This is a genomic window from Rhizobium sp. N731, from assembly GCF_001664145.1.
Taxonomy (GTDB): Bacteria; Pseudomonadota; Alphaproteobacteria; order Rhizobiales; family Rhizobiaceae; genus Rhizobium; species Rhizobium esperanzae.
The window spans coordinates 866,578-886,223 of record NZ_CP013601.1 but is presented as its reverse complement, the minus strand read 5'-3'; the positions used below and the strand labels follow the sequence as shown (position 1 = coordinate 886,223).

General features: G+C 63.7%; 19 protein-coding genes. 6 read left to right on the top strand and 13 right to left on the bottom strand.

Annotated features, from left to right (window positions below):
* Positions 1–17 precede the first annotated feature (17 nt).
* Entirely contained in the window at positions 18–248 is a 231-nt protein-coding gene (locus tag AMK02_RS04375; protein WP_010010632.1) for a DUF2093 domain-containing protein, read from the top strand.
* Here AMK02_RS04375 and lpxK read toward each other — a convergent pair.
* The 6 genes from lpxK to AMK02_RS04345 all read right to left on the bottom strand — a co-directional run bounded on the left by lpxK (position 245) and on the right by AMK02_RS04345 (position 6,085).
* Positions 245–1,288: a tetraacyldisaccharide 4'-kinase gene (lpxK, locus tag AMK02_RS04370; protein WP_064800828.1), complete on the bottom strand. Its 1,044-nt coding sequence runs from the start codon at positions 1,286–1,288 to the stop codon at positions 245–247. The genes AMK02_RS04375 and lpxK overlap by 4 nt on opposite strands.
* Positions 1,289–1,378: 90 nt before the next feature.
* A complete protein-coding gene (locus tag AMK02_RS04365; protein ID WP_064800827.1) occupies positions 1,379–2,101 on the bottom strand; it encodes an HAD family hydrolase in 723 nt (240 codons plus the stop codon).
* A 9-nt stretch (positions 2,102–2,110) separates the two neighbouring features.
* Positions 2,111–3,430, bottom strand: a complete 1,320-nt coding sequence (waaA, locus tag AMK02_RS04360) for a lipid IV(A) 3-deoxy-D-manno-octulosonic acid transferase (protein WP_064800826.1) — start codon at positions 3,428–3,430, stop codon at positions 2,111–2,113.
* Between the two features lie 159 nt (positions 3,431–3,589).
* Positions 3,590–3,838 carry a DUF4170 domain-containing protein gene (locus tag AMK02_RS04355; RefSeq protein WP_064800825.1) on the bottom strand — a complete coding sequence of 83 codons (249 nt, stop codon included), beginning with the start codon at positions 3,836–3,838 and terminating at the stop codon, positions 3,590–3,592.
* A gap of 62 nt (positions 3,839–3,900) precedes the next feature.
* The gene (locus tag AMK02_RS04350) at positions 3,901–4,710 is read right to left on the bottom strand and encodes a 3'(2'),5'-bisphosphate nucleotidase CysQ (RefSeq protein WP_064800824.1); all 810 of its coding nucleotides are present in this window, start codon (positions 4,708–4,710) and stop codon (positions 3,901–3,903) included.
* Positions 4,711–4,738: 28 nt separating this feature from the next.
* Complete coding sequence (locus AMK02_RS04345; RefSeq protein WP_064800823.1) at positions 4,739–6,085, bottom strand: TldD/PmbA family protein; 1,347 nt, start codon at positions 6,083–6,085, stop codon at positions 4,739–4,741.
* Between the two features lie 119 nt (positions 6,086–6,204).
* Between AMK02_RS04345 and AMK02_RS04340 the strand changes: the two genes are divergently transcribed.
* The 3 genes from AMK02_RS04340 (at position 6,205) to AMK02_RS04330 (ending at position 8,995) form a co-directional block, all read left to right on the top strand.
* Positions 6,205–8,019 (top strand): monovalent cation:proton antiporter-2 (CPA2) family protein, encoded by a 1,815-nt coding sequence (locus tag AMK02_RS04340; RefSeq protein ID WP_064800822.1) that lies wholly within the window; start codon positions 6,205–6,207, stop codon positions 8,017–8,019.
* Between the two features lie 121 nt (positions 8,020–8,140).
* On the top strand, positions 8,141–8,512 hold the full coding sequence (locus AMK02_RS04335) for a VOC family protein (RefSeq protein ID WP_064800821.1): 372 nt from the start codon (positions 8,141–8,143) through the stop codon (positions 8,510–8,512).
* Between the two features lie 3 nt (positions 8,513–8,515).
* Positions 8,516–8,995 carry an EVE domain-containing protein gene (locus AMK02_RS04330; RefSeq protein WP_064800820.1) on the top strand — a complete coding sequence of 160 codons (480 nt, stop codon included), beginning with the start codon at positions 8,516–8,518 and terminating at the stop codon, positions 8,993–8,995.
* On the opposite strand, the gene AMK02_RS04325 is transcribed toward AMK02_RS04330, so the two are convergent.
* The 3 genes from AMK02_RS04325 to AMK02_RS04315 are packed head-to-tail and all read right to left on the bottom strand — an operon-like array spanning position 8,984 to position 12,407.
* Positions 8,984–9,865, bottom strand: coding sequence for a patatin-like phospholipase family protein (locus AMK02_RS04325; protein WP_064800819.1), 882 nt, complete (start codon positions 9,863–9,865; stop codon positions 8,984–8,986). The two genes, AMK02_RS04330 and AMK02_RS04325, sit on opposite strands and share 12 nt — an antisense overlap.
* A gap of 15 nt (positions 9,866–9,880) precedes the next feature.
* Positions 9,881–10,441: a 16S rRNA (guanine(966)-N(2))-methyltransferase RsmD gene (gene rsmD, locus AMK02_RS04320; protein ID WP_064800818.1), complete on the bottom strand. Its 561-nt coding sequence runs from the start codon at positions 10,439–10,441 to the stop codon at positions 9,881–9,883.
* Positions 10,422–12,407 (bottom strand): pseudouridine synthase, encoded by a 1,986-nt coding sequence (locus AMK02_RS04315; RefSeq protein ID WP_064800817.1) that lies wholly within the window; start codon positions 12,405–12,407, stop codon positions 10,422–10,424. The genes rsmD and AMK02_RS04315 overlap by 20 nt, the downstream gene beginning before the upstream one ends.
* A gap of 90 nt (positions 12,408–12,497) precedes the next feature.
* On the opposite strand from AMK02_RS04315, the gene AMK02_RS04310 reads away from it, so the two are divergent.
* Positions 12,498–12,935, top strand: a complete 438-nt coding sequence (locus tag AMK02_RS04310) for a nucleoside deaminase (RefSeq protein WP_064800816.1) — start codon at positions 12,498–12,500, stop codon at positions 12,933–12,935.
* 250 nt (positions 12,936–13,185) lie between these two features.
* Here the strand turns inward: AMK02_RS04310 and AMK02_RS04305 are convergent, their stop codons facing one another.
* The 4 genes from AMK02_RS04305 to AMK02_RS04290 form a co-directional block, all read right to left on the bottom strand.
* Entirely contained in the window at positions 13,186–13,815 is a 630-nt protein-coding gene (locus tag AMK02_RS04305; protein WP_064800815.1) for a hypothetical protein, read from the bottom strand.
* 131 nt (positions 13,816–13,946) lie between these two features.
* Complete coding sequence (ileS, locus tag AMK02_RS04300) at positions 13,947–16,853, bottom strand: isoleucine--tRNA ligase (RefSeq protein WP_064805918.1); 2,907 nt, start codon at positions 16,851–16,853, stop codon at positions 13,947–13,949.
* A 280-nt stretch (positions 16,854–17,133) separates the two neighbouring features.
* Positions 17,134–18,117 carry a bifunctional riboflavin kinase/FAD synthetase gene (locus AMK02_RS04295; RefSeq protein ID WP_064805916.1) on the bottom strand — a complete coding sequence of 328 codons (984 nt, stop codon included), beginning with the start codon at positions 18,115–18,117 and terminating at the stop codon, positions 17,134–17,136.
* Between the two features lie 14 nt (positions 18,118–18,131).
* Positions 18,132–18,980 (bottom strand): TIGR01459 family HAD-type hydrolase, encoded by an 849-nt coding sequence (locus tag AMK02_RS04290; protein ID WP_064800814.1) that lies wholly within the window; start codon positions 18,978–18,980, stop codon positions 18,132–18,134.
* A 322-nt stretch (positions 18,981–19,302) separates the two neighbouring features.
* Between AMK02_RS04290 and groES the strand changes: the two genes are divergently transcribed.
* Entirely contained in the window at positions 19,303–19,599 is a 297-nt protein-coding gene (gene groES / locus AMK02_RS04285; protein ID WP_004675403.1) for a co-chaperone GroES, read from the top strand.
* The last annotated feature ends 47 nt before the right edge of the window (positions 19,600–19,646 follow it).

Sequence of the window (19,646 nt, the reverse complement as noted above, 5' to 3'; positions counted from 1 at the left end):
TGCAGGGAACGGAGCGCATGAATTTGTTCGAAGGGCACGGAAACCGCGAGGCGAAGATCCGCTATCTCGACGGCGATTTCCAGATTCTCTCGCCCGGCTCCTACGTCGTCTGCGCGATGACCGGAAAAAACATCCCGCTCGACGAGCTGCGCTACTGGAGCGTCGCCCGGCAGGAGCCCTATGCCGACGTAATCTCGGCGATCGAAGCCGACAAACGCGCCGGCGTGCTGCCGAACCAGCGGCGTTAGCTCTTACCTTTCAATTCCCTTAAACGCCGCTCGCGACAGGCGACGATCGCCCGATCGATGATCAGGCTCGGGGCGAGATGATCTTCGAAGATCATGTCGACTTCGATCACCCGGCATTTTTGCGCCAGTTGCTCCGCCTTGCCGTGATGGCCGGAGAGGCGAACGAAATCCTTCGACGTGGTGACGATCAGGAGGTCCTGGCGCTCGGCGGTCGTCAGGATATCGTCGATCTCCTCCTCGGTCAGGTGCTCGTGGTCGCCGAAGGTCTTGGCGATCGCGATTTCGGCGCCGCGCGATTCGACGGTGCGGAAGAATTTGGCGGGATCGGCGATACCGGCGAAAGCAAGCACCTTGATGCCGGAAAGCCGGTCGTCGCCGCGCACCTTGAGCGAAGCGGTGAAATAGGGCTTTGCGGCGCGTGCCGCCATGCGGACGATGCCGTCGGCGGCATTGCCGCCGCCGACCTTCAGCAGCGCCGTCGCCGACCGCAGCTGCTGGCGGATCGGCGCGCGGACCGGGCCGGCCGGCACAATATGGCCGTTGCCAAGGCCGCGGGTCGCATCGATGACGAGCAGCGCATAGTCGATCGCCAGCCGGGCGCTCTGAAACCCATCATCCATGATGATGAGATCGGCGCCTTCCGCGACCAGACGCCGAGCACCGTCGACGCGCCGGCGGGAAATCACCGTCAGCGCCTCCTGGGCGAGCAACAGCGGTTCATCGCCGACGGCGACCGCCCGGTGATGATGGGGATCGACCACCGTCGTCACGTCGAGCGAGCCGCCGTAACCTCTGCTGAGAAAGCCGGGCTTCAGGCCTTTCGCCTTGGCGGCGCGGGCGAGCGTCAGCGCCGTGGGCGTCTTGCCGGCGCCGCCGACGGTGAAATTGCCGACGCAGATGACGGGAACGGAAACCGAGGCACGGCGCGCATGGGCCATGCGGTGGCCGGCGATACGGCCGTAAAGAAAGGACAGCGGCGCCAGCAGCCAGGCCCGCCAATCGGCTTTCCTCCACCAGAACGGCGGCGCTTCTGAAATCATTTTGCCGTCCCGCTCCCCGCCCGGCCAGAGAATTTCGTTTTCCGGCCGGATTGAGAGGTTAAAATCGATGAAAATGCAAGCCTTTACCGATCAGGCCGGCTGCAGATCGGGCAGCAGCGTCTCAAGGGCGGTGATATCGTCGAGCACATGATCGGCCGCCGCAGCAAGTGAATCGCGCGAGCCGGTTCCCGTCAACACGGCGATCCTAAGTCCCGTGCCGGCATTCAGGCCCATGTGCAGATCGTGATTGTTGTCGCCGACCATGGCGACCTCGGATGGCAAAAGCCCGGTCGCAGCGCAGAAGCCGAGCACCATGCCCGGCTCCGGCTTGACGCCGAAGCCGCTGTCGTAGCCGGCGATATAATCGACATAGCGGGCAAAACCGAAGCGCTCCGCCGTCTGGCGGATGGAGCGCTCATTGTCGCTGGAGGCAACGCCGAGCTTGAAACCGCGCCGATGCAGCCTTGCAAAAAAGCCGGCAAGGTCGGTCACCGGCACGGAAAATTCAGCGGCGCCGGAAAAGAGGTCGTCGAGACGGATCGTCAACTCCCCGATATCGACCATCGATCCGGCGGCGACGAGACCCTCGGCGATCTGCCTTGTATTGCCGGCGGCGAGCAGGCTGTCGGGAACGATATGGCCGCTGACCGGATCCATGCCGCACGCGGACAGCAGCCGGTCGGCCAGAAGCGGGTCGCCTTCAGCGGCGATGCGGGCAAGCTCGCGATTGACTGGCAGCCAGCTCTCATCATAGTCGAGCAGCGTGCCGTCCTTGTCGAAGAGGATGCCTTTGATATGCGCCGGGCCCGACATCGCGTCTCCTCAGACCTGGGCCGCGGCCTTGGGCAACAAACGCGCCTTGACCGTCAGCGGATTGATATAGGGTTCGAGCCCCTTCACCGTCGCCGACAGCGCGCCGCGCATCTCGTGCACGGTGGCGACGCCGGCCTCAATCATGTTACGGCGGGCGCCATCGTTGGTTAGCAGGTAATGCACGCCCTTGGCCAGCATTTCGGTATCGCGCACCATGCGGGCGCTGCCGCTGCGGGCGAGCTTCTGATAGGCCTCGCGGAAATTCTGCACATTGCCGCCGGAGAGGATGGCGCAGCCGAGCATGGCAGGCTCCAACGGGTTCTGACCGCCTTCGGCAAAGAGCGAACGGCCGACGAAAGCGATTTCAGTCAGACGGAGATAAAGCCCCATTTCGCCGATCGTATCGCCGAGAAAGATATCGACATCGGCGGAGAGGACATCGTCGCGGGTGCGGCGGGCGACTTTCAACCCCTGCTTGACGAGCGCTGCCTCAATCTCGTCGCTGCGCTCAGGATGGCGGGGCACGATGATGGTCAATTGACGATCGCGCTCCTTCAGGGCGCGATGGACGATGCCGGCAGCATTCTCCTCGCCGTCGAAGGTGGAGATCGCCGCCCAGGTTTTGCGATCGCCGATCTGCTTCTTGTAGCGGGCGAAGACAGCGCTGTCATAAGGCGGCGCGTCGGTATCGACCTTCAGATTGCCCGAGGTGATGACGGGAACGGCACCGAGATCGCGGAATCGCTCGGCATCGACATCGGATTGGGCGATGACGAGGGCGAGGTTCTCGAACAAGGCCTCCGCAATCGACGGGCGGCGGCGCCAGCGGGCAAAGGAGCGGTCCGACATGCGGGCATTGACCAGGATCTGCGGGATGCGGCGACGGCCGAGTTCCAGCACGGTCGCCGGCCAGATCTCGGATTCGGCGATGATGGCGCAATCGGGCTGCCAATAATCGAGGAAGCGGCTGACGGAGGGTTTCAGATCCAGCGGCACATATTGATGGATCGCCTCCTGGCCGAGGCGCTCGGCGGCGAGCCTGGCGGAGGTGATGGTGCCGGTGGTCAGGATGACATGGATATCGCGGCGGCGGATTTCGCGGATCAGCGGAATGACGGCATTGGTTTCGCCCACACTTGCGGCATGGAACCAGACGAGCGGGCCCTGCGGCCGATTGGCGCTTGGATAGCCGAAGCGCTCCAGGCGGCGCGCCCGGTCTTCCTTGCCCTTGGCCGTGCGGTAGGTCAGATAGAGGCCGACGACCGGAGAAGCGATGGTTCCCGCCAGACGGTATGTGCTCAGACCGAGCCGCGCCATGCGGGAGCTCATCGCGCCAGCCTCCGACCCAAGACGATCGACATCAAACCCATTCCCTTATTATCGTTGCGGCCGGAATGGCCGATCAATTTGTTCAGAATGCGTCAAACGATCCGGATCGACGGGCGCCCGATGCACAAAGGCCCGCTCGGCTGGCGGCGGCTGCCGAGGTCAGTTGCCCCCAGCCTTTTGCTGCGGATCGAGCAGACGGTGCATGTGGACGATGAAATAGCGCATATGCGCGTTGTCGACCGTCTGCTGCGCCTTCGCCTTCCAGGCCGTCAGCGCCGTGGCATAGTCGGGAAAGATGCCGACGATATCGAGGCCGTTCAGATCACGGAACTGGACATCTTCGAGGCTTTTCAGTTCGCCGCCAAAAACGAGGTGCAAAAGCTGCTTCTTGTCACCGGAGTCAGTCATTTTCTTGTTCTCTTTCTGCCTAGTTCCTCCGCCACCTCATCTGCGGGATTTTGACGGAAACGTCAACTGTCTCCGCGCCCGGCAAAGGCCGCGAGGAATTCATCGATGCGGGGCACCGGGGCCGCACAGAGGACCTTATGGGTGACGTCCGCCCTGTTATAGACGATCGGCTTGCCGTCGAGGTCGACGAGGCCGCCGCCGGCGCAGGCCAGAACGAGATCGGCGGCGGCAAGGTCCCAGTCATGCGAATTGCCCTTGACGAAGGTGCCTTCAAGACGGCCGTCCGCCACCATGGCGATGCGATAGGCAAGCGACGGGACATATTTCTCGCGTCTCACGCGGTCACGGAAGGTCGGTGGAAAGGTCTTCAACAGGTCTTCGCCGATCGCAAGCCGGCTCATCTCGTCCGGCCCGGCGGCCGAAACGGTGAAAGGCATGCCGTTCTTCAACGCCACGCCGCCATCGACGGCCTCATAGAACTCCTCGAGCGCCGGCGCATAGAGCACGCCGGCGACGGGGCGGCCGCGATGCACGACGGCGACGCTGACGCACCAGACCTTCTGTCCGCCGAGGAAGGCGCGGGTGCCGTCGATCGGATCGACGATGAACAGCGTCTCGCGCGAGAGGCGGTCTTCATCGTCCTCGGTTTCCTCCGACAGCCAGCCATAATCCGGCCGCGCCTTGCGCAGGATCGTTTCAAGCGTCTTGTTGGCGGCGAAATCGGCGGCGCTGACCGGAGAGCGGTCGCCGTTCTTCCACCAGACCTCGGGAGACTGGTTGAAGAAGCCATAGGCGACCGCCCCGGCCTCCTTCGCAGCATCGGCGATCAAGGCGAGATCGCTCTGCCAGCGGAGCTTTTCCCTATCGCTCATCCCGTCATTCCATTCCTGCTGCCCGTTTTTACTGCCCGGCGAGCGTCATGCCTTCGATCGCGAAGGTCGGAGCCGCGACGCCGAACTTGCGGTCGATGTCATTTGCCGGCGTCAGGCGCATGAACATGTCCTTGAGGTTCGAGGCGATCGTCACCTCGGACACCGGGAAAGTGAGTTCGCCGTTCTCGATCCAGAAGCCGGTGGCGCCGCGGCTGTATTCGCCAGTGATCATGTTGACCCCGTGGCCGATCAGTTCGGTGATGTAAAAACCGTTGCCGATGCTGCGGATCAGTTCCTCCGGCGAGATGTCGCCCGGCTCCAGCGCAAGATTGGTGGAAGACGGCGTGACGGCGCTGCCACCGCGCACGCCGCGGCCATTGGTCTCAAGGCCGAGTTCGCGGGCCGTCGAGGTCGAGAGGAACCAGTGCTTCAGGACACCGTCTTCGATCATGACAAGCCGCTCGCCGGACACGCCCTCACCGTCGAAGGGACGCGAGGAAGGCCCGCGCACGATCAGCGGATCGTCGGTGATCGACAGGCCTGACTTCAGCACCCGCTGACCCATCCTGTCACGCAGGAAGCTGGTCTTTCTAGCGACGGCGGCACCGTTGATCGCACCGGCAATATGGCCGACGAAACCGCGGGCGACGCGCGGATCGAAGACGACGGTGATGTTTTTGCCGGTCGGCACCTGGCGCGGATTGACGCGCTTGACCACCCGTTCGCCGGCGCGGCGGCCGATTTCGGAAGGATCGTCGAGCTCGGCGTAATAAAGCCGGCTGTCGAAATCATAGTCACGCTCCATGCCGGTGCCTTCGCCTGCGATGACGCTGACGGAGGTGCCGAAACGGGAGGCCATGTAGCTGCCTTGGAAACCGTGCGATGTGGCGAGAACGAGGCCGCCCATGCCGGCCGATGCGCCGGCGCCGGAGGAATTGGTGACGCCCGTGACCGCAAGGGCTGCCGTCTCGGCGGCAAGAGCGGCCTCGCGCAGCATCTCGGAGGACACTTCCGTGGTATCGAGCAATTGCAGGTCGGGATAGGACCTGGCAAGGTTCGGCTCGTCCGCCAGGCACGCGAAGGGGTCTTCCGGGGAAACCTTGGCCATGGCGACGGCACGTTCGGCCAGCGCCTGGAGATCGAATCCCGGATTGGCCGAAACGCTGGCGACGCGCTTGCCGATGAAGACGCGCAGCGAAAAATCGTCGCTTTCCGACGATTCCGTTCCCTCGACCTTGCCAAGCCGGACGCTGACCGATTGCGAGCGAGAGCGGACAACGACGGCGTCGGCAGCGTCGGCTCCTGCCTTCCTTGCCAGATCGATCAATTGACTTGCGCGGGAAAGAAGTGTCGAGGAATCGATTTCAGAGGACATGATTTGGCCTTTCCTTCGGCTTCCATTTATTGTGCACTCTCCCTGGCATCAAGGCCGCCGCCGCCGATTCTTTGTCAGGGCTGCCAGGATGTTTCCCGCCGTCGAAAGAAATTGTCAGCATGTCAGCGCCCAACGACCTTTTTTCCGAAACGATCCTGCTGCTTGGCGGCGCGGTTGTGGCGGCACCGATCTTCAAGAAGCTCGGGCTCGGCACGGTGCTCGGTTACCTCGCCGCCGGCATCGTCATCGGCCCGGTCTTCCACGGCATCACCGATGGCGAACAGATCCTTGCCGTCGCCGAGCTCGGCGTTGTCTTCCTGCTCTTCATCATCGGACTGGAGTTGAAACCCAGCCGCCTCTGGCAGATGCGGCGCGACATTTTCGGACTCGGCACGGCGCAGGTGGTGGTGACCGGGTTGGTGCTGACCGGGCTCGCCTGGTTTTCCCACGTCCTCGATTGGCGCGGCAGCATCGTCGCCGGCTTCGGCCTGGCGCTGTCCTCTACCGCCTTCGCCATGCAGATCCTCGAGGGCGACGGCGACGTCAACACGCGATATGGCCAGCGTTCCTTCTCGATGCTGCTGTTCCAGGATCTGGCGATCGTGCCACTCCTGGCGCTGATCACCGTTCTCGACGGCAGCGGCAAGGGCAGCAATGCGCCGCTTTCCGATTTTGCCGTGGCCGTCGGCGCCGTGGCGGCGATGATCGTCATGGGGCGCTATCTGCTGACGCCGCTCTTCCAGATCATCGCCCGCACCGGCGCGCGCGAGGCGATGATCGCGGCGGCGCTCTTCGTCGTCATGGGGTCGGCCAGCCTGATGCAGCTTGCCGGACTGTCGATGGCGATGGGCGCCTTCCTGTCCGGGGTGATGCTCGCCGAATCCTCCTATCGGCACGAGCTTGAGGCCGATATCGAGCCTTTCCGCGGCGTGCTGCTCGCCATCTTTTTCATCGCCGTCGGCCTGTCGCTGGAGCTCGGCGTCCTCCTCGACAATGCGCTCTTCGTCATCGTCACGGTGCCGATCATCATGGCCGTCAAGGCGATCATCATCTACGGCCTCTGCCGGATATCAGGATCTCCGCACAACGATGCGATCCGCATTGCTTTCCTCTTGCCGCAGGGCGGCGAATTCGGCTTCGTGCTGTTCACCACGGCGGGCGTCGTCGGGTTGATGTCGACGAGCACGGCATCGTTGCTGGTCGCAATCGTCACGCTGTCGATGGCGCTGACGCCGATCGGCGCGGCGCTGTCGAAGCGGCTGCTCAACGGCGATGAACAGGAGGAACTGGACGAGGATTTCGAAGGCGCCGGCGCCGACGTGCTGATGGTCGGCTTCTCCCGTTTCGGCCAGATCGCCGCGCAGATCCTGCTGGCCGGCGGGCGCAGCGTCACCGTCATCGATTTTTCCGCCGACCGCATCCGCCAGGCCTCCTCATTCGGTTTCCGGATCTATTTCGGCGACGGCACCCGCAAGGACGTGCTGCGCTCGGCCGGGATCGATCGGGCAAAGATCGTGCTCGTCTGCACGCAGAAGAAGGAAATCACCGACAAAGTGGTGGAGCTGGTGCAGGCCGACTATCCGCACACCCGCCTCTACGTCCGCTCCTACGACCGCATCCATTCGATCGAACTGCGCAACAAGGGGATCGATTACGAGCTGCGCGAGACGCTGGAATCGGGCCTGCTGTTCGGAAGACGGACGCTGGAGGCGCTCGGTGTCTCCGAAACCGACGCTTATGAAATCGGCGAGGACATCCGCAAGCGCGACGAGGCGCGGCTCGCCCTGCAGGTCTCCGAAGGGCTGCAGGCGGGGCGCGACATGCTGTTTTCCCATCCGGTGCGTCCCGAACCGCTGGTCAAGCCGAAGCGCGCCGCTGATCCCTTCGAGGACGATCCGCTGGCGGGAATCGCGGATGCGACGGCGGACGCATAAATCAGATCCGGCAAGCGCGACGCCCGAGCGGATCGACAAGCGGAAGGGACGGAGGCTGCTGCCAGAATCTGTCAGCATGTCTCTCTAGATATTCTCCTGCCTAACACACAGGAGGCTTATCGTGATCGACAGCAACAGCATTCTACTTTTCGTAACCGACGCGTCGAAGAGCGCCAGCTTTTATGCGCGGCTGCTCGGGCAGGATCCCGTGGAGGCCAGCCCGACCTTCGCAATGTTCATTCTGCCTTCGGGCCTGGCGCTCGGACTGTGGGGCAAGGCGGGCGTCGAGCCGGCGCCGGCGGCTGAGGGCGGCGGCTGCGAGGTCGGTTTCAAGGTCGCGACAGCAGACATGGTCGATAGGCTCCACACCGAATGGCAGGGCAAGAGCGCGGCGATCCTTCTGCCGCCGACCGACCTCGATTTCGGCCGTAGCTTTGTTGCTGCCGATCCCGACGGGCATCGCTTGCGCGTCTACAACGTGGCGGAGGACTGAACCATGTCCCGCAGCTGGATTGCCGTCGCATCAGCAAACCACGTGCGCATCGGGCGCGCAGCCGGGTTCATGCAAGTCTGTCACGGCAAGGCCGCTCCGCTTAAGCGGAGTGCGCCAGGCGACCGCGTGATTTACTATTCGCCGACTGAAACGTTTGGCGGCAAGGATCGCCTGCAGGCGTTCACGGCCATTGGCGTGATCGAAGAAACGGCGGCATATCAAGTGGAGGCTCACCTCGGCTTCCGCCCCTGGCGACGGGATGTCGCGTGGTGGCGGGCCATGGAAACGCCGATCCGACCACTGCTCGGTCGATTATCTTTCACGAGCGATCGGACCGGCTGGGGCTATCGGTTGCGCTTTGGGCTCTTCGAAATCGACAATGAGGATGCCGAGCTCATAGCCGAAGCGATGTTCGCTGAACCGCTCGTGCATGCCGCGCGGACGCAGACAACGGTGCCCATGCAAGGTTCTTTAGCGTTTTAGCCGCGCTTCGATCTCGCGGTCGAGAGCGAATTTCAGATCGTCCTTGACGCCGACGGACATGGCCAGCACTTCGCGGGCCTTGAGGAAATCCATGACGCCGGTGCGGCCGACCGTCGGGCGCAGGAAGATGTGCGGCTGGCAAAGCTTCAGCTTCAGCGAGATCGCCGTCTGCATCATCAGCTGACCGGAACCGAAGATGCTTTCCATGCGGTTCGGGATATGGGTGCCGTCGCCTTCCGGGGCGCCGACCACATCGATGCCGATGACGATGTCGGCAAGATCCATCAGGGGTTCATAGGGCACCGGATTGCTGATGCCGCCATCGATCATCACGCGGCCGCGCAGGCGCACCGGCATGAACACGGCGGGGATGGAGGACGAGGCGGCGAGTGCCGGAAACAGCTCGCCCTCTTCGATGATGACCTCGTTCTGTCCGTAATAATCTGTGGTGATGACCTTCATCGGCACCAGCAGATCCTCGAACCGGGCCGGCAGCTCGGACGGCAGGAAGGCTTTCAGGATCCGCTCGAGATTGAACTGGCCGATGCGGATGCCTTTCGCCACCGCATCGCGCACCGTTGCCGGCCGCATGCCCCAAATGCGGGCGACGACAGCCGTCTTGTTGCCGACGGTTGCCAGCGCATGTTCGCGGATTTCGGCGCCGGACATGCCGGCGGCCATGCCGGCCCCCATGATGGCGCCGATCGACGAACCCGCAATCGCTACCGGGCGGATGCCGAGCTCGTCGAGGGTTTCGATGATATGGATATGGGAAAGGCCGCGCGCGCCGCCACCGCCGAAGGCGACAGCGACGGTCGGCATATCGCTGATCGCAGGCAGTTTCGGACTGATGATCTCTGCCTGCTGCACGCCCCGCCCCTGCGCCTATTGCGGCTGATATCGGAAGAAATGCACCCTCGTATCGCCAAAGATACGGCTTTCGAGGAAAACATAGGAAGGATGCACCGAAACGACAATGTCGGCGCGTTCTTCGAGCACCGCGATCGCCCCCGACCGCAGCCAGCCGCCAACGGCGGCCGCAGCCATCGCCTTTTCGCCGAGGCCCTTGCCATATGGCGGGTCGGCAAAGAGCACGTCGAAAGGCTCGAGATTGCCGACGCTGCCGAGATCGGTCGCATCGCGGCGCAGGATGCGGGTGCGGCCGTGCAGGCCGAGCGCATCGATATTTTCCCAGAGCAGCGCCCTGCCCTCGACGCTGTTTTCGACGAAGAGCGCGTGGCGACAGCCGCGCGACACGGCTTCGAGGCCGACAGCGCCGGTTCCGGCAAAAAGATCGAGGATCCGGGTGCCGTCGACGCATTCCGGATAAGCATGGCTCAATATATTGAACAGGCTCTCGCGCGTCCGGTCGGCAGTCGGCCGGATGTCGTTGGATTTTGGCACGGCGAGAGGCCGTCCGCGAAACTCACCGCCGACGATCCGCACCGCGCGTCATTCCCTTCCCTCTCGCACCACCTCTGGACGGACCGCCCGCGGGCCTGTCACCGCCCGGCCTGTCACCGCCGGGCTTGCCGCCCTTCGGCTTGCCGGAAAAATTCTTCGATCCGCCGGGCTTGGCACCAAAGCCCTTGCCGCGCGGCTTATCGCCCGAAGGCTTGCCGCCGGGAGCCTTGTCGCCGAAGGACCGTTCGCCGCGCGGACGCTCGGAGCGCCCCTCACCGGCAAAGCTTCTGGCTGCCCGCGGGCGTTCGTCACCGTCTTCGCGCGGCCTGCGATCCCCACGCGGCTTGTCGGCGAAAGGCCGATCTCCACGCGAAGGACGATCACCGAACGGGCGGTCGCCGCGCGGACGCTCAGAACGGCCCTCGCCGGTGGAGGCTCTGGCGGCGCGAGGACGCTCATCACCATCGGCACGCGGCCTGCGGTCGCCGCGCGGCTTGTCGCCGAAAGGCCGGTCGCCACGCGAGGGACGATCACCGAAAGGCCGGTCGCCGCGCGAACGCTCCGCACGGCCTTCGCCACGCGCCGGGCGGTCGCCATAACCGCGGTCTTCGCGGGCCGGGCGATCCCCGAACGAGCGCTTGCGGCCGCGGCCTTCGCCCTCATCCTTGCGGTGGGGCTGCTCGCTCGAGCGGATCCATTCGCCGTCCTCCTCGCGCACGCGATTGATCTGCGTGCGCGGGCGATCCTCGATATGGTGGAAACCGGTGCCCTTTGCCGGCGTCTGCTCGCCGCGCCGGCGCGCGGTCTGCTCATTCTTGGCGGCTTTCGCCGCAGCCTTTTCGCCGAGCGGTCGGGCGCCCGGGGCCATCCAGACATTGGCGCTGCGGCGCTGGCCGAGCGGCTGGGGACGCTTCGGCTTGTCGTCGTCGAAGCGGCCGCCATCGCGGCGGTCGTCATCTCGACGTCCGCCACCGCAACGGTCGTCGCGCTTGGTGTCAAGGCGGCTCAGCGCCCGTTCGCGCTTGTCCTCCTCGCGGCGTGGACGCTGTTCGCGCTTTTCCGGGGCTGCGGGTTCAGCTTCTTCCTCGGCGGCGACGGCGGGCGCATTGTATATCGGCGCGTCGAAATTCGCCTTGGCTTCCTCAATCAGGCGCGGTCCGAGCTGGTCGCGAAGCGTGCGGCCGCGCACCTCGACGACATGGCCTTCCGGCAAGTCGCCGAGCTGGAACGGGCCGTAGGATATGCGGATCAGACGGTTGACGTCGAGGCCGAGAGCGCCGAGCACGTTCTTGATTTCGCGGTTCTTGCCTTCGCGCAGGCCCATGGTTATCCAGACGTTCGAGCCCTGGGTGCGATCGAGCGTCGCCTCGATCGATCCATAGAGCACGCCGTCGACGGCGATGCCGTCCTTGAGCTTGTCGAGCGCTTCCTGATCGATTTCGCCATGGGCGCGGACGCGGTAGCGCCTCAGCCAACCGGTCGCCGGCAGTTCGAGGGCGCGGGCGAGGCCGCCGTCATTGGTGAGCAGCAGCAGGCCTTCGGTGTTGATGTCGAGCCGGCCGATCGACATGACGCGCGGCAGTTCTTCCGGCAGATTGTCGAAAACGGTCGGCCGGCCTTCCGGGTCGGCATTGGTGGTCACCAGGCCCGCCGGCTTGTGATAGAGCCAGAGCCTAGTGCGCTCTATGCCGCGGATCGGCACGCCATCGACCTCGATGCGGTCGGCAAGCGTGACGTTGACGACGGGGGTTTCGAGAACCGTGCCGTTCAGCGTCACCCGGCCTTCCATGATCATGCGTTCGATGTCGCGGCGGGAGGCGACGCCGGCGCGCGCCATCACCTTGGAAATGCGTTCGGCCTTGGTGTCGCTGTCGGCTTCGGCCGCCGCCGGACGCGCGGCTGCGGCCTTCGCCGGCTTCGCGCCGCCCGCCTTCGGACCGGCCTTCGGCCTGATATCCCGTGAAAGGGGCTTTGCGCCCGGGCGTTTTGGCTTGTCTTTGGGTGTCATTTGCTGTTTGCCTGCCTTTTGGGCCTGTCTATCAGGTCACGCATCTGCGGTTAAGTGGAAATTCGTGCGATCGTGAAGACAAATCGTTTCATGGAGATGGCGCTTGAAGAAGCGCGCGCCGCCGGAGAACGCGGCGAAGTGCCGATCGGCGCGGTCGTCGTTGTCGACGATATTGCCGTTTCACGCTCGGGAAATCGCACGCGCGAGCTCAAAGACGTCACCGCGCACGCCGAAATCGCCGCAATCCGGATCGCCTGCGAGGCGCTTGGGCAGGAACGCCTTGTCGGCGCCGATCTGTATGTGACGCTCGAGCCTTGCACCATGTGCGCGGCAGCCATCTCGTTTGCGCGTGTCCGCAGGCTCTATTACGGCGCCGAGGACCCGAAGGGCGGCGGCGTCGACAATGGCGTGCGATTCTATGCGCAACCGACCTGCCACCACGTACCCGAGGTCTATTCCGGCATCAACGAGGTCCAGTCGGCCGAGATATTGCGGAGATTTTTTGCGGAACGGAGAGAGGCGCCGTAGTCCCCGCGTCCGTGCATGCCGTCATCATTGGTCGCGCGCTGGCACTGTCCGGCTGATGAGCAACAGATTCAAATGTAATCCTGAGATATCCCGGCAGGAGATCACCGATACAAGCCCTCATCCGGCTGCCGCCACCTTCTGCCCGTAAACGGGGCGAAGGGGATATGCCGCACCGTTTGCCTCGTCCCCTCGCCCCACGAGCGGGGAGAGGGTTAGGGTGAGCGGCAAATCCGCGTGGCGAGAACGACCGCTACTGCAGGAAGTTCCACCACTGCTTGCCGGAATTGGCGATCGCCGCATCCTTCTTGCGCTTCTTCTGCTTCTTGAGCTCGGGCTCGCCGACGTCGTCGAGCTTTGCCGGGTCGTCGACGGTGCGGTAGCCGGGCGGCGGATCGGAAATATAGCGGCGCTGATCGACATAGGAGCCCTTCTGCAGGGCGCGGGCCTCGCGATAGGCCTGGGTCTGGGCTTCGGTCGTGCGCCGGCCGCCTTCGATGGCGGAGCTCGCCAGCGGCGAGCGGTAATTCGGATTGTCCGAATTGGCGTCAGCCTCGGAAACGAGGCGGGCGCGCGTCTCCTCCGGCGATTCAAGCCATTGCGGATTGTCCTTGTTGGCCACCGTCGGCTGCGGCGCGATGAGGGTTTCGCGCTGGCCCTCAGCCGGCAGCACCAGTGTCGGACGCGGCGTATATTTGACGCCCTTGTTCTTCGGTTCCGGTCCGGTCAGCGACACGGACTGGCCGAGATCGTCGGTCAGCTGCTCCATGGCGGTCTTGTCGGTGCCGTAGGTCGGGCTGCTGGCGCAGCCGGACACAAGGGAGCATCCCGCCATGACAACAGACAGGCAGGCGCCTACACGGAACCAATGCGTTGCGAACATGAAAACCCTTCCAGCCACCGGTGCAATCGTCGCCCTACCGGACAACCGTCCCCCTGACGCAAAAATCCGGCCATTTTCAGGCAGCTTTTACCGGATGAACGCCGCAAAGGCAATTCACCCGGCAAATATCTTCAGCCGCGGATGCCGAGTTCGCGCAAGGCGGCAGCGTCGCGCGCCGAGACGTCGGGATAATCCGGATCGGAACCGACATCGGTGGTGATGCGCCAGGAACGGGCGCATTTGACGCCTTCGGCAAGCCTTGGCACGACGGCGACATCAGGCACCTCGGCCAGGCGGAAGGCGTCGACCGGGCCTGCGTCCGTCTTGATCGTGATGCCAGAGGTTATGCAGACTTCGCTGAAATCCTGGCCCTCGAGCGCCTTGCAAAGCGCCGCGTCGGCGACATGCACGACCGGAGCCGCCTCGAGCGAGGAACCGATGCGCTTGTCCTTGCGCTCGATTTCAAGCGCGCCGGTCACGACGCTGCGGATCGCGCGGATCTTCCTCCATTTTTCGGCCAGCGCATCGTTGCGCCATTCCTTTGCGACCAGAGCGAACTGCTCCAGATGCACCGAGACGGCCGAGGGATTGCGCGAGAGCCATGCCTCTTCCGTCGTAAAGGGCAGCATCGGCGCAAGCCAGGTCACGACGCAATCGAAGATCATGCGGATGACATAGAGCGCCGAGCGACGCCGAAGGCTGGAGGGCGCGTCGCAATAGAGCGCATCCTTGCGAACGTCGAAGTAGAAGGCCGAGAGCTCGACATTGGCAAAGTCGATCAATGCGCGGGCAATCTTCTTGAAGTCGAAGGCATCATAATTTTCACGCACGAGCTGATCGAGCTCGGAGAGACGGTGCAGCATCAGCTGCTCCAGCTCCGGCAGATCGGCCAGCGCAATCACCTCGCCCTTGTCATGGGCGAGCGTGCCGAGCATCCAGCGGATGGTGTTGCGCAGCTTGCGATAGGCATCGACATTGGTCTGGATGATCGTCTTACCGACACGGAGATCATCGGCATAGTCCGAGGTCATGACCCAGAGACGCAGGATGTCGGCGCCGGCATCCTTCATCACCTCCTGCGGGGCGGTGACGTTGCCCTTCGACTTCGACATCTTCTCGCCCTTCTCGTCCATGGTGAAACCATGGGTGAGGACGGCATCATAAGGCGCGCGGCCGCGGGTGGCAGCCGATTCCAACAGCGAGGAATGGAACCAGCCGCGATGCTGGTCGGAGCCCTCGAGATAAAGGTCGGCCGGCCATTTCAGGTCTGGGCGGTCTTCCAGCGTGAAGGTGTGCGTCGAGCCCGAGTCGAACCAGACGTCGAGGATATCCATGACCTGCGACCACTTGGCCGGGTCATGCTCATTGCCGAGGAAGCGTTCCTTGGCGCCTTCGGCAAACCAGGCGTCAGCGCCCTCGGCGTCGAATGCCTCGAGGATGCGGGCGTTGACGGCCTCGTCCTGCAGCACGGCGCCATGCTCATCGACGAAGACGCAGATCGGCACGCCCCAGGCGCGCTGACGAGAAAGCACCCAGTCCGGGCGCTGCTCGATCATGGCGCGCAGGCGGTTCTGGCCGGCAGCCGGCACGAAACGGGTATCGTCGATCGCGGTGAGCGCACGGGTGCGCAGCGTCGTTCCATCCGGCAGCGTCTTGTCCATATAGACGAACCACTGCGGCGTGTTGCGGAAGATCACCGGCTTTTTCGAGCGCCAGGAATGCGGATACTGGTGCTTCAGGCGGCCGCGGGCAAAGAGCGCGCGGCATTCGATCAGCGCCTTGATGACGCGGTCGTTGGCATCGCCCTTCTTACCGTTGTCGTCGATGACGCGGGCGCCTTCGAGGCCCGGCGCATCGGCTGTGTAGAAGCCGCCGTCGTCGACCGGGAACGGGATCTTGGTCTCGATGCCGCGCGCCTCGATCTCACGGGCATGCGCCATCCAGACGTCAAAGTCTTCGCGGCCGTGGCTGGGTGCGGTGTGCACGAAACCGGTACCGGCATCATCGGTGACATGGTCGCCCTCGAGCAGCGGCACGACAAATTCGTAACCGCCTTCCAGGCCCTTGAGCGGATGTGCGCAGGCCATGCCGGCGAGATCGGCAGCCGTGACATCGGCTAGGCGCCTGTACTGCAGCTTCGCCTTGGCGAAAGACTCTTCCGCCAGTTTGTCGGCGAAGATCAGCTTCTCGCCCGGGCGCGGGCCAAAATCATTCTCGGCAGCCGTGACTTCGTAGAGGCCGTACGCAACACGCGAGGAATAGGCGATCGCGCGGTTGCCGGGGATCGTCCATGGCGTGGTCGTCCAGATGACGACGAAGGCATCGTTGACGCCATCGGGGCCTTTCGCGACGGGGAATTTCACCCAGATCGTGTCGCTCTCGTAGTCGTGGTACTCGACCTCGGCCTCGGCCAGCGCGGTGCGCTCGACCACCGACCACATGATCGGCTTGGAGCCGCGGTAGAGCTGGCCGCTTGCGGCGATCTTCAGGAGCTCGCCGGCGATGCGGCTTTCCGCATGAAAGTTCATCGTCAGGTAGGGGTTTTCGAAGTCGCCGACGATGCCGAGGCGCTGGAACTCGTCGCCCTGGACCTTGATCCATTTTTCGGCATAGGCGCGGCACTCGCGGCGGAACTCGATCATCGCCGCCGGCTCTTTCAGATCCGGCTTGGCCTTGCCCTTGGCGCGATAGTTCTCCTCCTCGATCTTCCATTCGATCGGCAGGCCGTGGCAATCCCAGCCGGGCACGTAGTTGGCGTCATAACCGCGCATCTGGAACGAACGGTTGATGACGTCCTTGAGGATCTTGTTCAGCGCGTGGCCGATATGGATGTTGCCGTTGGCATAGGGCGGGCCGTCATGCAGGACGAATTTTTCGCGGCCGGCGGCAGAGGCGCGCAGCTTCTTGTAGAGATCCATCTGCTGCCAGCGCTTGACGAGCTCCGGCTCCTTCTGCGGCAGGCCGGCGCGCATCGGGAAATCGGTTTCGGGCAAATAGAGGGTCTTCGAGTAATCGATCTTTTCGGCTGTGTCGGTCATATCGGGACAATCGTTTCTGGCGGCCCAGAAAGGGGCGCAACGGCGTGAAAAAGCTGGTGACGGAAGCGCTTGTATCCAAGCGCCGAAAACCCGGACCTCCCGGCCGCTTAGCGCGCGCGGAAGGCCGGGCCGATAATTCGTATCTTGATCGCCAGCCGAAATTTTCTCATCGGGCCGGTTCATAGGCGTTTTTCGGCGGAAAAGGAAGAGAAGAATTCTGCAATGCGATCCCCGGGCGCCGAGGTTTTTACGCTTGAAAGACGCCGCGCTTACCACGGCATCAGGAAAAGCACAGTTTCGCATCGAGCGGGCTGAGCGGCACGACACCCGCCAGCAGCGCCCTCGCCTCTTCCTCGTCGCGCTTGATTTGGGCGACGAGCGCATCGAGGCCGTCGAATTTCAGCTCGGGTCTGATATAGCCGAAGAAGGAGACGGCGCAGAGCTGGCCGTAGAGATCGCCGCTGAAATCGAAGAGATAGGTTTCAAGCAGCGGCGCGCCGTTTTCCGTCACCGTCGGACGGCGGCCATAGCTGGCCACCGCATCGTGGAGCGTTCCGTCCTGGCGGCGGAAGCGGACGGCGTAGATGCCGGCGGCAAGTTCGGCCTCGGGCGGCAGGCGCATGTTGGCGGTGGGGAAACCGAGCTGGCGGCCGAGTTTTTCGCCGTCGATCACCTCGGCCTCCGCCGTATAGCGGTAGCCCAGCATGCCCGCGGCTTCGCTGACATTGCCGTCCTTCAGCAGCGCCCGGATGTGGCTCGAAGAGACGACGTCGGCGTTCTCGTCGCGGAAGGCATCGATCAGGGTGACGCCGAAACCATAGGTCTGGCCGGCATTCATCAAGAAGGCAGGACCGCCTTCGCGGCCGCGGCCGAAATGGAAATCGAAGCCCGTGACGACTTCGGAGGCGCCGAGCCAATCCTTCAGGATCGAATGGATGAAATCGTCGGCCGAGCGCTGTGAAAATTCGTAGTCGAAGGGATATTCGATGACCGCATTGAAACCAAGCGTTTCCAGGATGCGGGCCTTGAGCGGCGCGGGCGTCAGGCGGAAGACCGGCGCCTGCGGCCGGAACACCGTGCGCGGATGCGGTTCGAAGGTCAGCACCAGGGCAGGAATGCCGCGCGCCTTGGCGATCTCGAGCGCGCGGTTCAGCACCGACTGATGGCCGCGATGGACGCCGTCGAAATTGCCGATGGCAATCACCCCGCCCTTCAGATGGGCGGGCAAGGGTTCCCGGGTTTCATTGCGGTGGAAGACGGTCATCGGCTGGCTTCTTTTCATGCAAGGCGCGGCATCCACCATTTCGGCGCCGCCTTTTCCCGTTCGAGATAGGCATTGAGGATCGCCTCGTCGGTCTCGCCGTTCAGGGTATATTCCTTGGCGTGGATACCGCCGCTGATGTAGAGAAGGTCGAGGCCGAAATTCAAGGCGCCGCGTACATCGGTCGGCATGCCGTCGCCGATCGCGAGCACCCGCTCGGTGGGGAAATCGCCGCGAAGCTCCCGGGCAGCCGCAAGCGTCGCCTCGTAGATCGGCCGGTGCGGCTTGCCGGCGATGCGGGTCTTGCCGCCGAGCTGCTCGTAATAGGCGGCCATGGCGCCGGCGCACGGGATGATGCGATGGCCGCGCTCGACGACGAGGTCGGGATTGGCGCAGATCATCGGCACGTCGCGCGCTTGGAAATCCAGAAGCATGTCGGTGTAATCCTCGGGCTTCTCAGTCTCGTCGTCGAAAAAGCCGGTGCAGACGAGCGATTGCGCTTCGCCCGCCGGCCGACGCTCGACGCCAATGCCTTCGAGAAGCGCCTTGTCGCGCTCGGGGCCAAGCAGAAAAACCGTCTTCGGCCCCTCAGAAATCAGCCCGCGGGTGACATCGCCCGAGGTGACAATTCGATCATAGGCGCCGTCGGGAACGCCGATATGGCGCAACTGCTCGACCACCTGCCAGGAAAGGCGCGGCGAATTGGTAATGAGGACGACGGCAAGGCCGCTCTCACGCGCGGCTTGAAGGGCGGCTGCAGCCTTTGGAAACGGATCGACGCCGTTGTGAACCACGCCCCAGACGTCGCAGAGCACCACATCATAGTGAGCTGATATCTGCGAGAAGTTCTCTATCCGCCTGGCCATTCCGATTTCCCGATTTGCTTCAGTCACCGGTGACATTGCAAAGGCGCAAGGCGATGGCAAGGCATTTTCTTCACACACAAGATCGCCGGCAATCCCGTGAGAGCGGACGGCAAGGTCCGGTTAGAGAGCATTTCAACGGCAATCTCCGATAATTCGCCGCCTCTTCACAATTCCGGCACAAAAATTCGTGATTGCTCTCATTGACTCCTCTCGGAGCCATCCCTAAATGCTCGAGCGCTAGCACTCACCTTAGAGGAGTGCTAACACTTATCCATGTGGACCGCTCCGGTCCGCGAATGTCATTCGATCGAGGGATTAGACAATGGCAAGCACCAATTTCCGTCCGCTTCACGACCGCGTCGTCGTTCGTCGCGTCGAGTCCGAAGAGAAGACCAAGGGCGGGATCATCATTCCCGACACCGCCAAGGAAAAGCCGCAGGAAGGCGAAATCGTCGCCGTCGGTTCCGGCGCTCGTGACGAGTCCGGCAAGGTCGTCGCACTCGACGTCAAGGCTGGCGACCGCGTGCTGTTCGGCAAGTGGTCCGGCACCGAAGTCAAGATCAACGGCGAAGACCTTCTGATCATGAAGGAAGCCGACATCATGGGCATCATCGGCTGATTGCCGATCCGCTTTCCCGAAATGACTGACGGGCTTTTGCCCGAACA

What these genes read in the sequence shown, in the direction of transcription:
- AMK02_RS04375 (WP_010010632.1), top strand. Translation starts at nt 18, where the DNA reads ATGAATTTGTTCGAAGGGCACGGAAACCGCGAGGCGAAGATCCGCTAT.
- lpxK (WP_064800828.1), bottom strand. Translation starts at nt 1,288, where the DNA reads ATGATTTCAGAAGCGCCGCCGTTCTGGTGGAGGAAAGCCGATTGGCGG.
- AMK02_RS04365 (WP_064800827.1), bottom strand. Translation starts at nt 2,101, where the DNA reads ATGTCGGGCCCGGCGCATATCAAAGGCATCCTCTTCGACAAGGACGGC.
- waaA (WP_064800826.1), bottom strand. Translation starts at nt 3,430, where the DNA reads ATGAGCTCCCGCATGGCGCGGCTCGGTCTGAGCACATACCGTCTGGCG.
- AMK02_RS04355 (WP_064800825.1), bottom strand. Translation starts at nt 3,838, where the DNA reads ATGACTGACTCCGGTGACAAGAAGCAGCTTTTGCACCTCGTTTTTGGC.
- AMK02_RS04350 (WP_064800824.1), bottom strand. Translation starts at nt 4,710, where the DNA reads ATGAGCGATAGGGAAAAGCTCCGCTGGCAGAGCGATCTCGCCTTGATC.
- AMK02_RS04345 (WP_064800823.1), bottom strand. Translation starts at nt 6,085, where the DNA reads ATGTCCTCTGAAATCGATTCCTCGACACTTCTTTCCCGCGCAAGTCAA.
- AMK02_RS04340 (WP_064800822.1), top strand. Translation starts at nt 6,205, where the DNA reads ATGTCAGCGCCCAACGACCTTTTTTCCGAAACGATCCTGCTGCTTGGC.
- AMK02_RS04330 (WP_064800820.1), top strand. Translation starts at nt 8,516, where the DNA reads ATGTCCCGCAGCTGGATTGCCGTCGCATCAGCAAACCACGTGCGCATC.
- AMK02_RS04315 (WP_064800817.1), bottom strand. Translation starts at nt 12,407, where the DNA reads ATGACACCCAAAGACAAGCCAAAACGCCCGGGCGCAAAGCCCCTTTCA.
- AMK02_RS04310 (WP_064800816.1), top strand. Translation starts at nt 12,498, where the DNA reads ATGGAGATGGCGCTTGAAGAAGCGCGCGCCGCCGGAGAACGCGGCGAA.
- AMK02_RS04305 (WP_064800815.1), bottom strand. Translation starts at nt 13,815, where the DNA reads ATGTTCGCAACGCATTGGTTCCGTGTAGGCGCCTGCCTGTCTGTTGTC.
- ileS (WP_064805918.1), bottom strand. Translation starts at nt 16,853, where the DNA reads ATGACCGACACAGCCGAAAAGATCGATTACTCGAAGACCCTCTATTTG.
- AMK02_RS04295 (WP_064805916.1), bottom strand. Translation starts at nt 18,117, where the DNA reads ATGACCGTCTTCCACCGCAATGAAACCCGGGAACCCTTGCCCGCCCAT.
- AMK02_RS04290 (WP_064800814.1), bottom strand. Translation starts at nt 18,980, where the DNA reads ATGGCCAGGCGGATAGAGAACTTCTCGCAGATATCAGCTCACTATGAT.
- groES (WP_004675403.1), top strand. Translation starts at nt 19,303, where the DNA reads ATGGCAAGCACCAATTTCCGTCCGCTTCACGACCGCGTCGTCGTTCGT.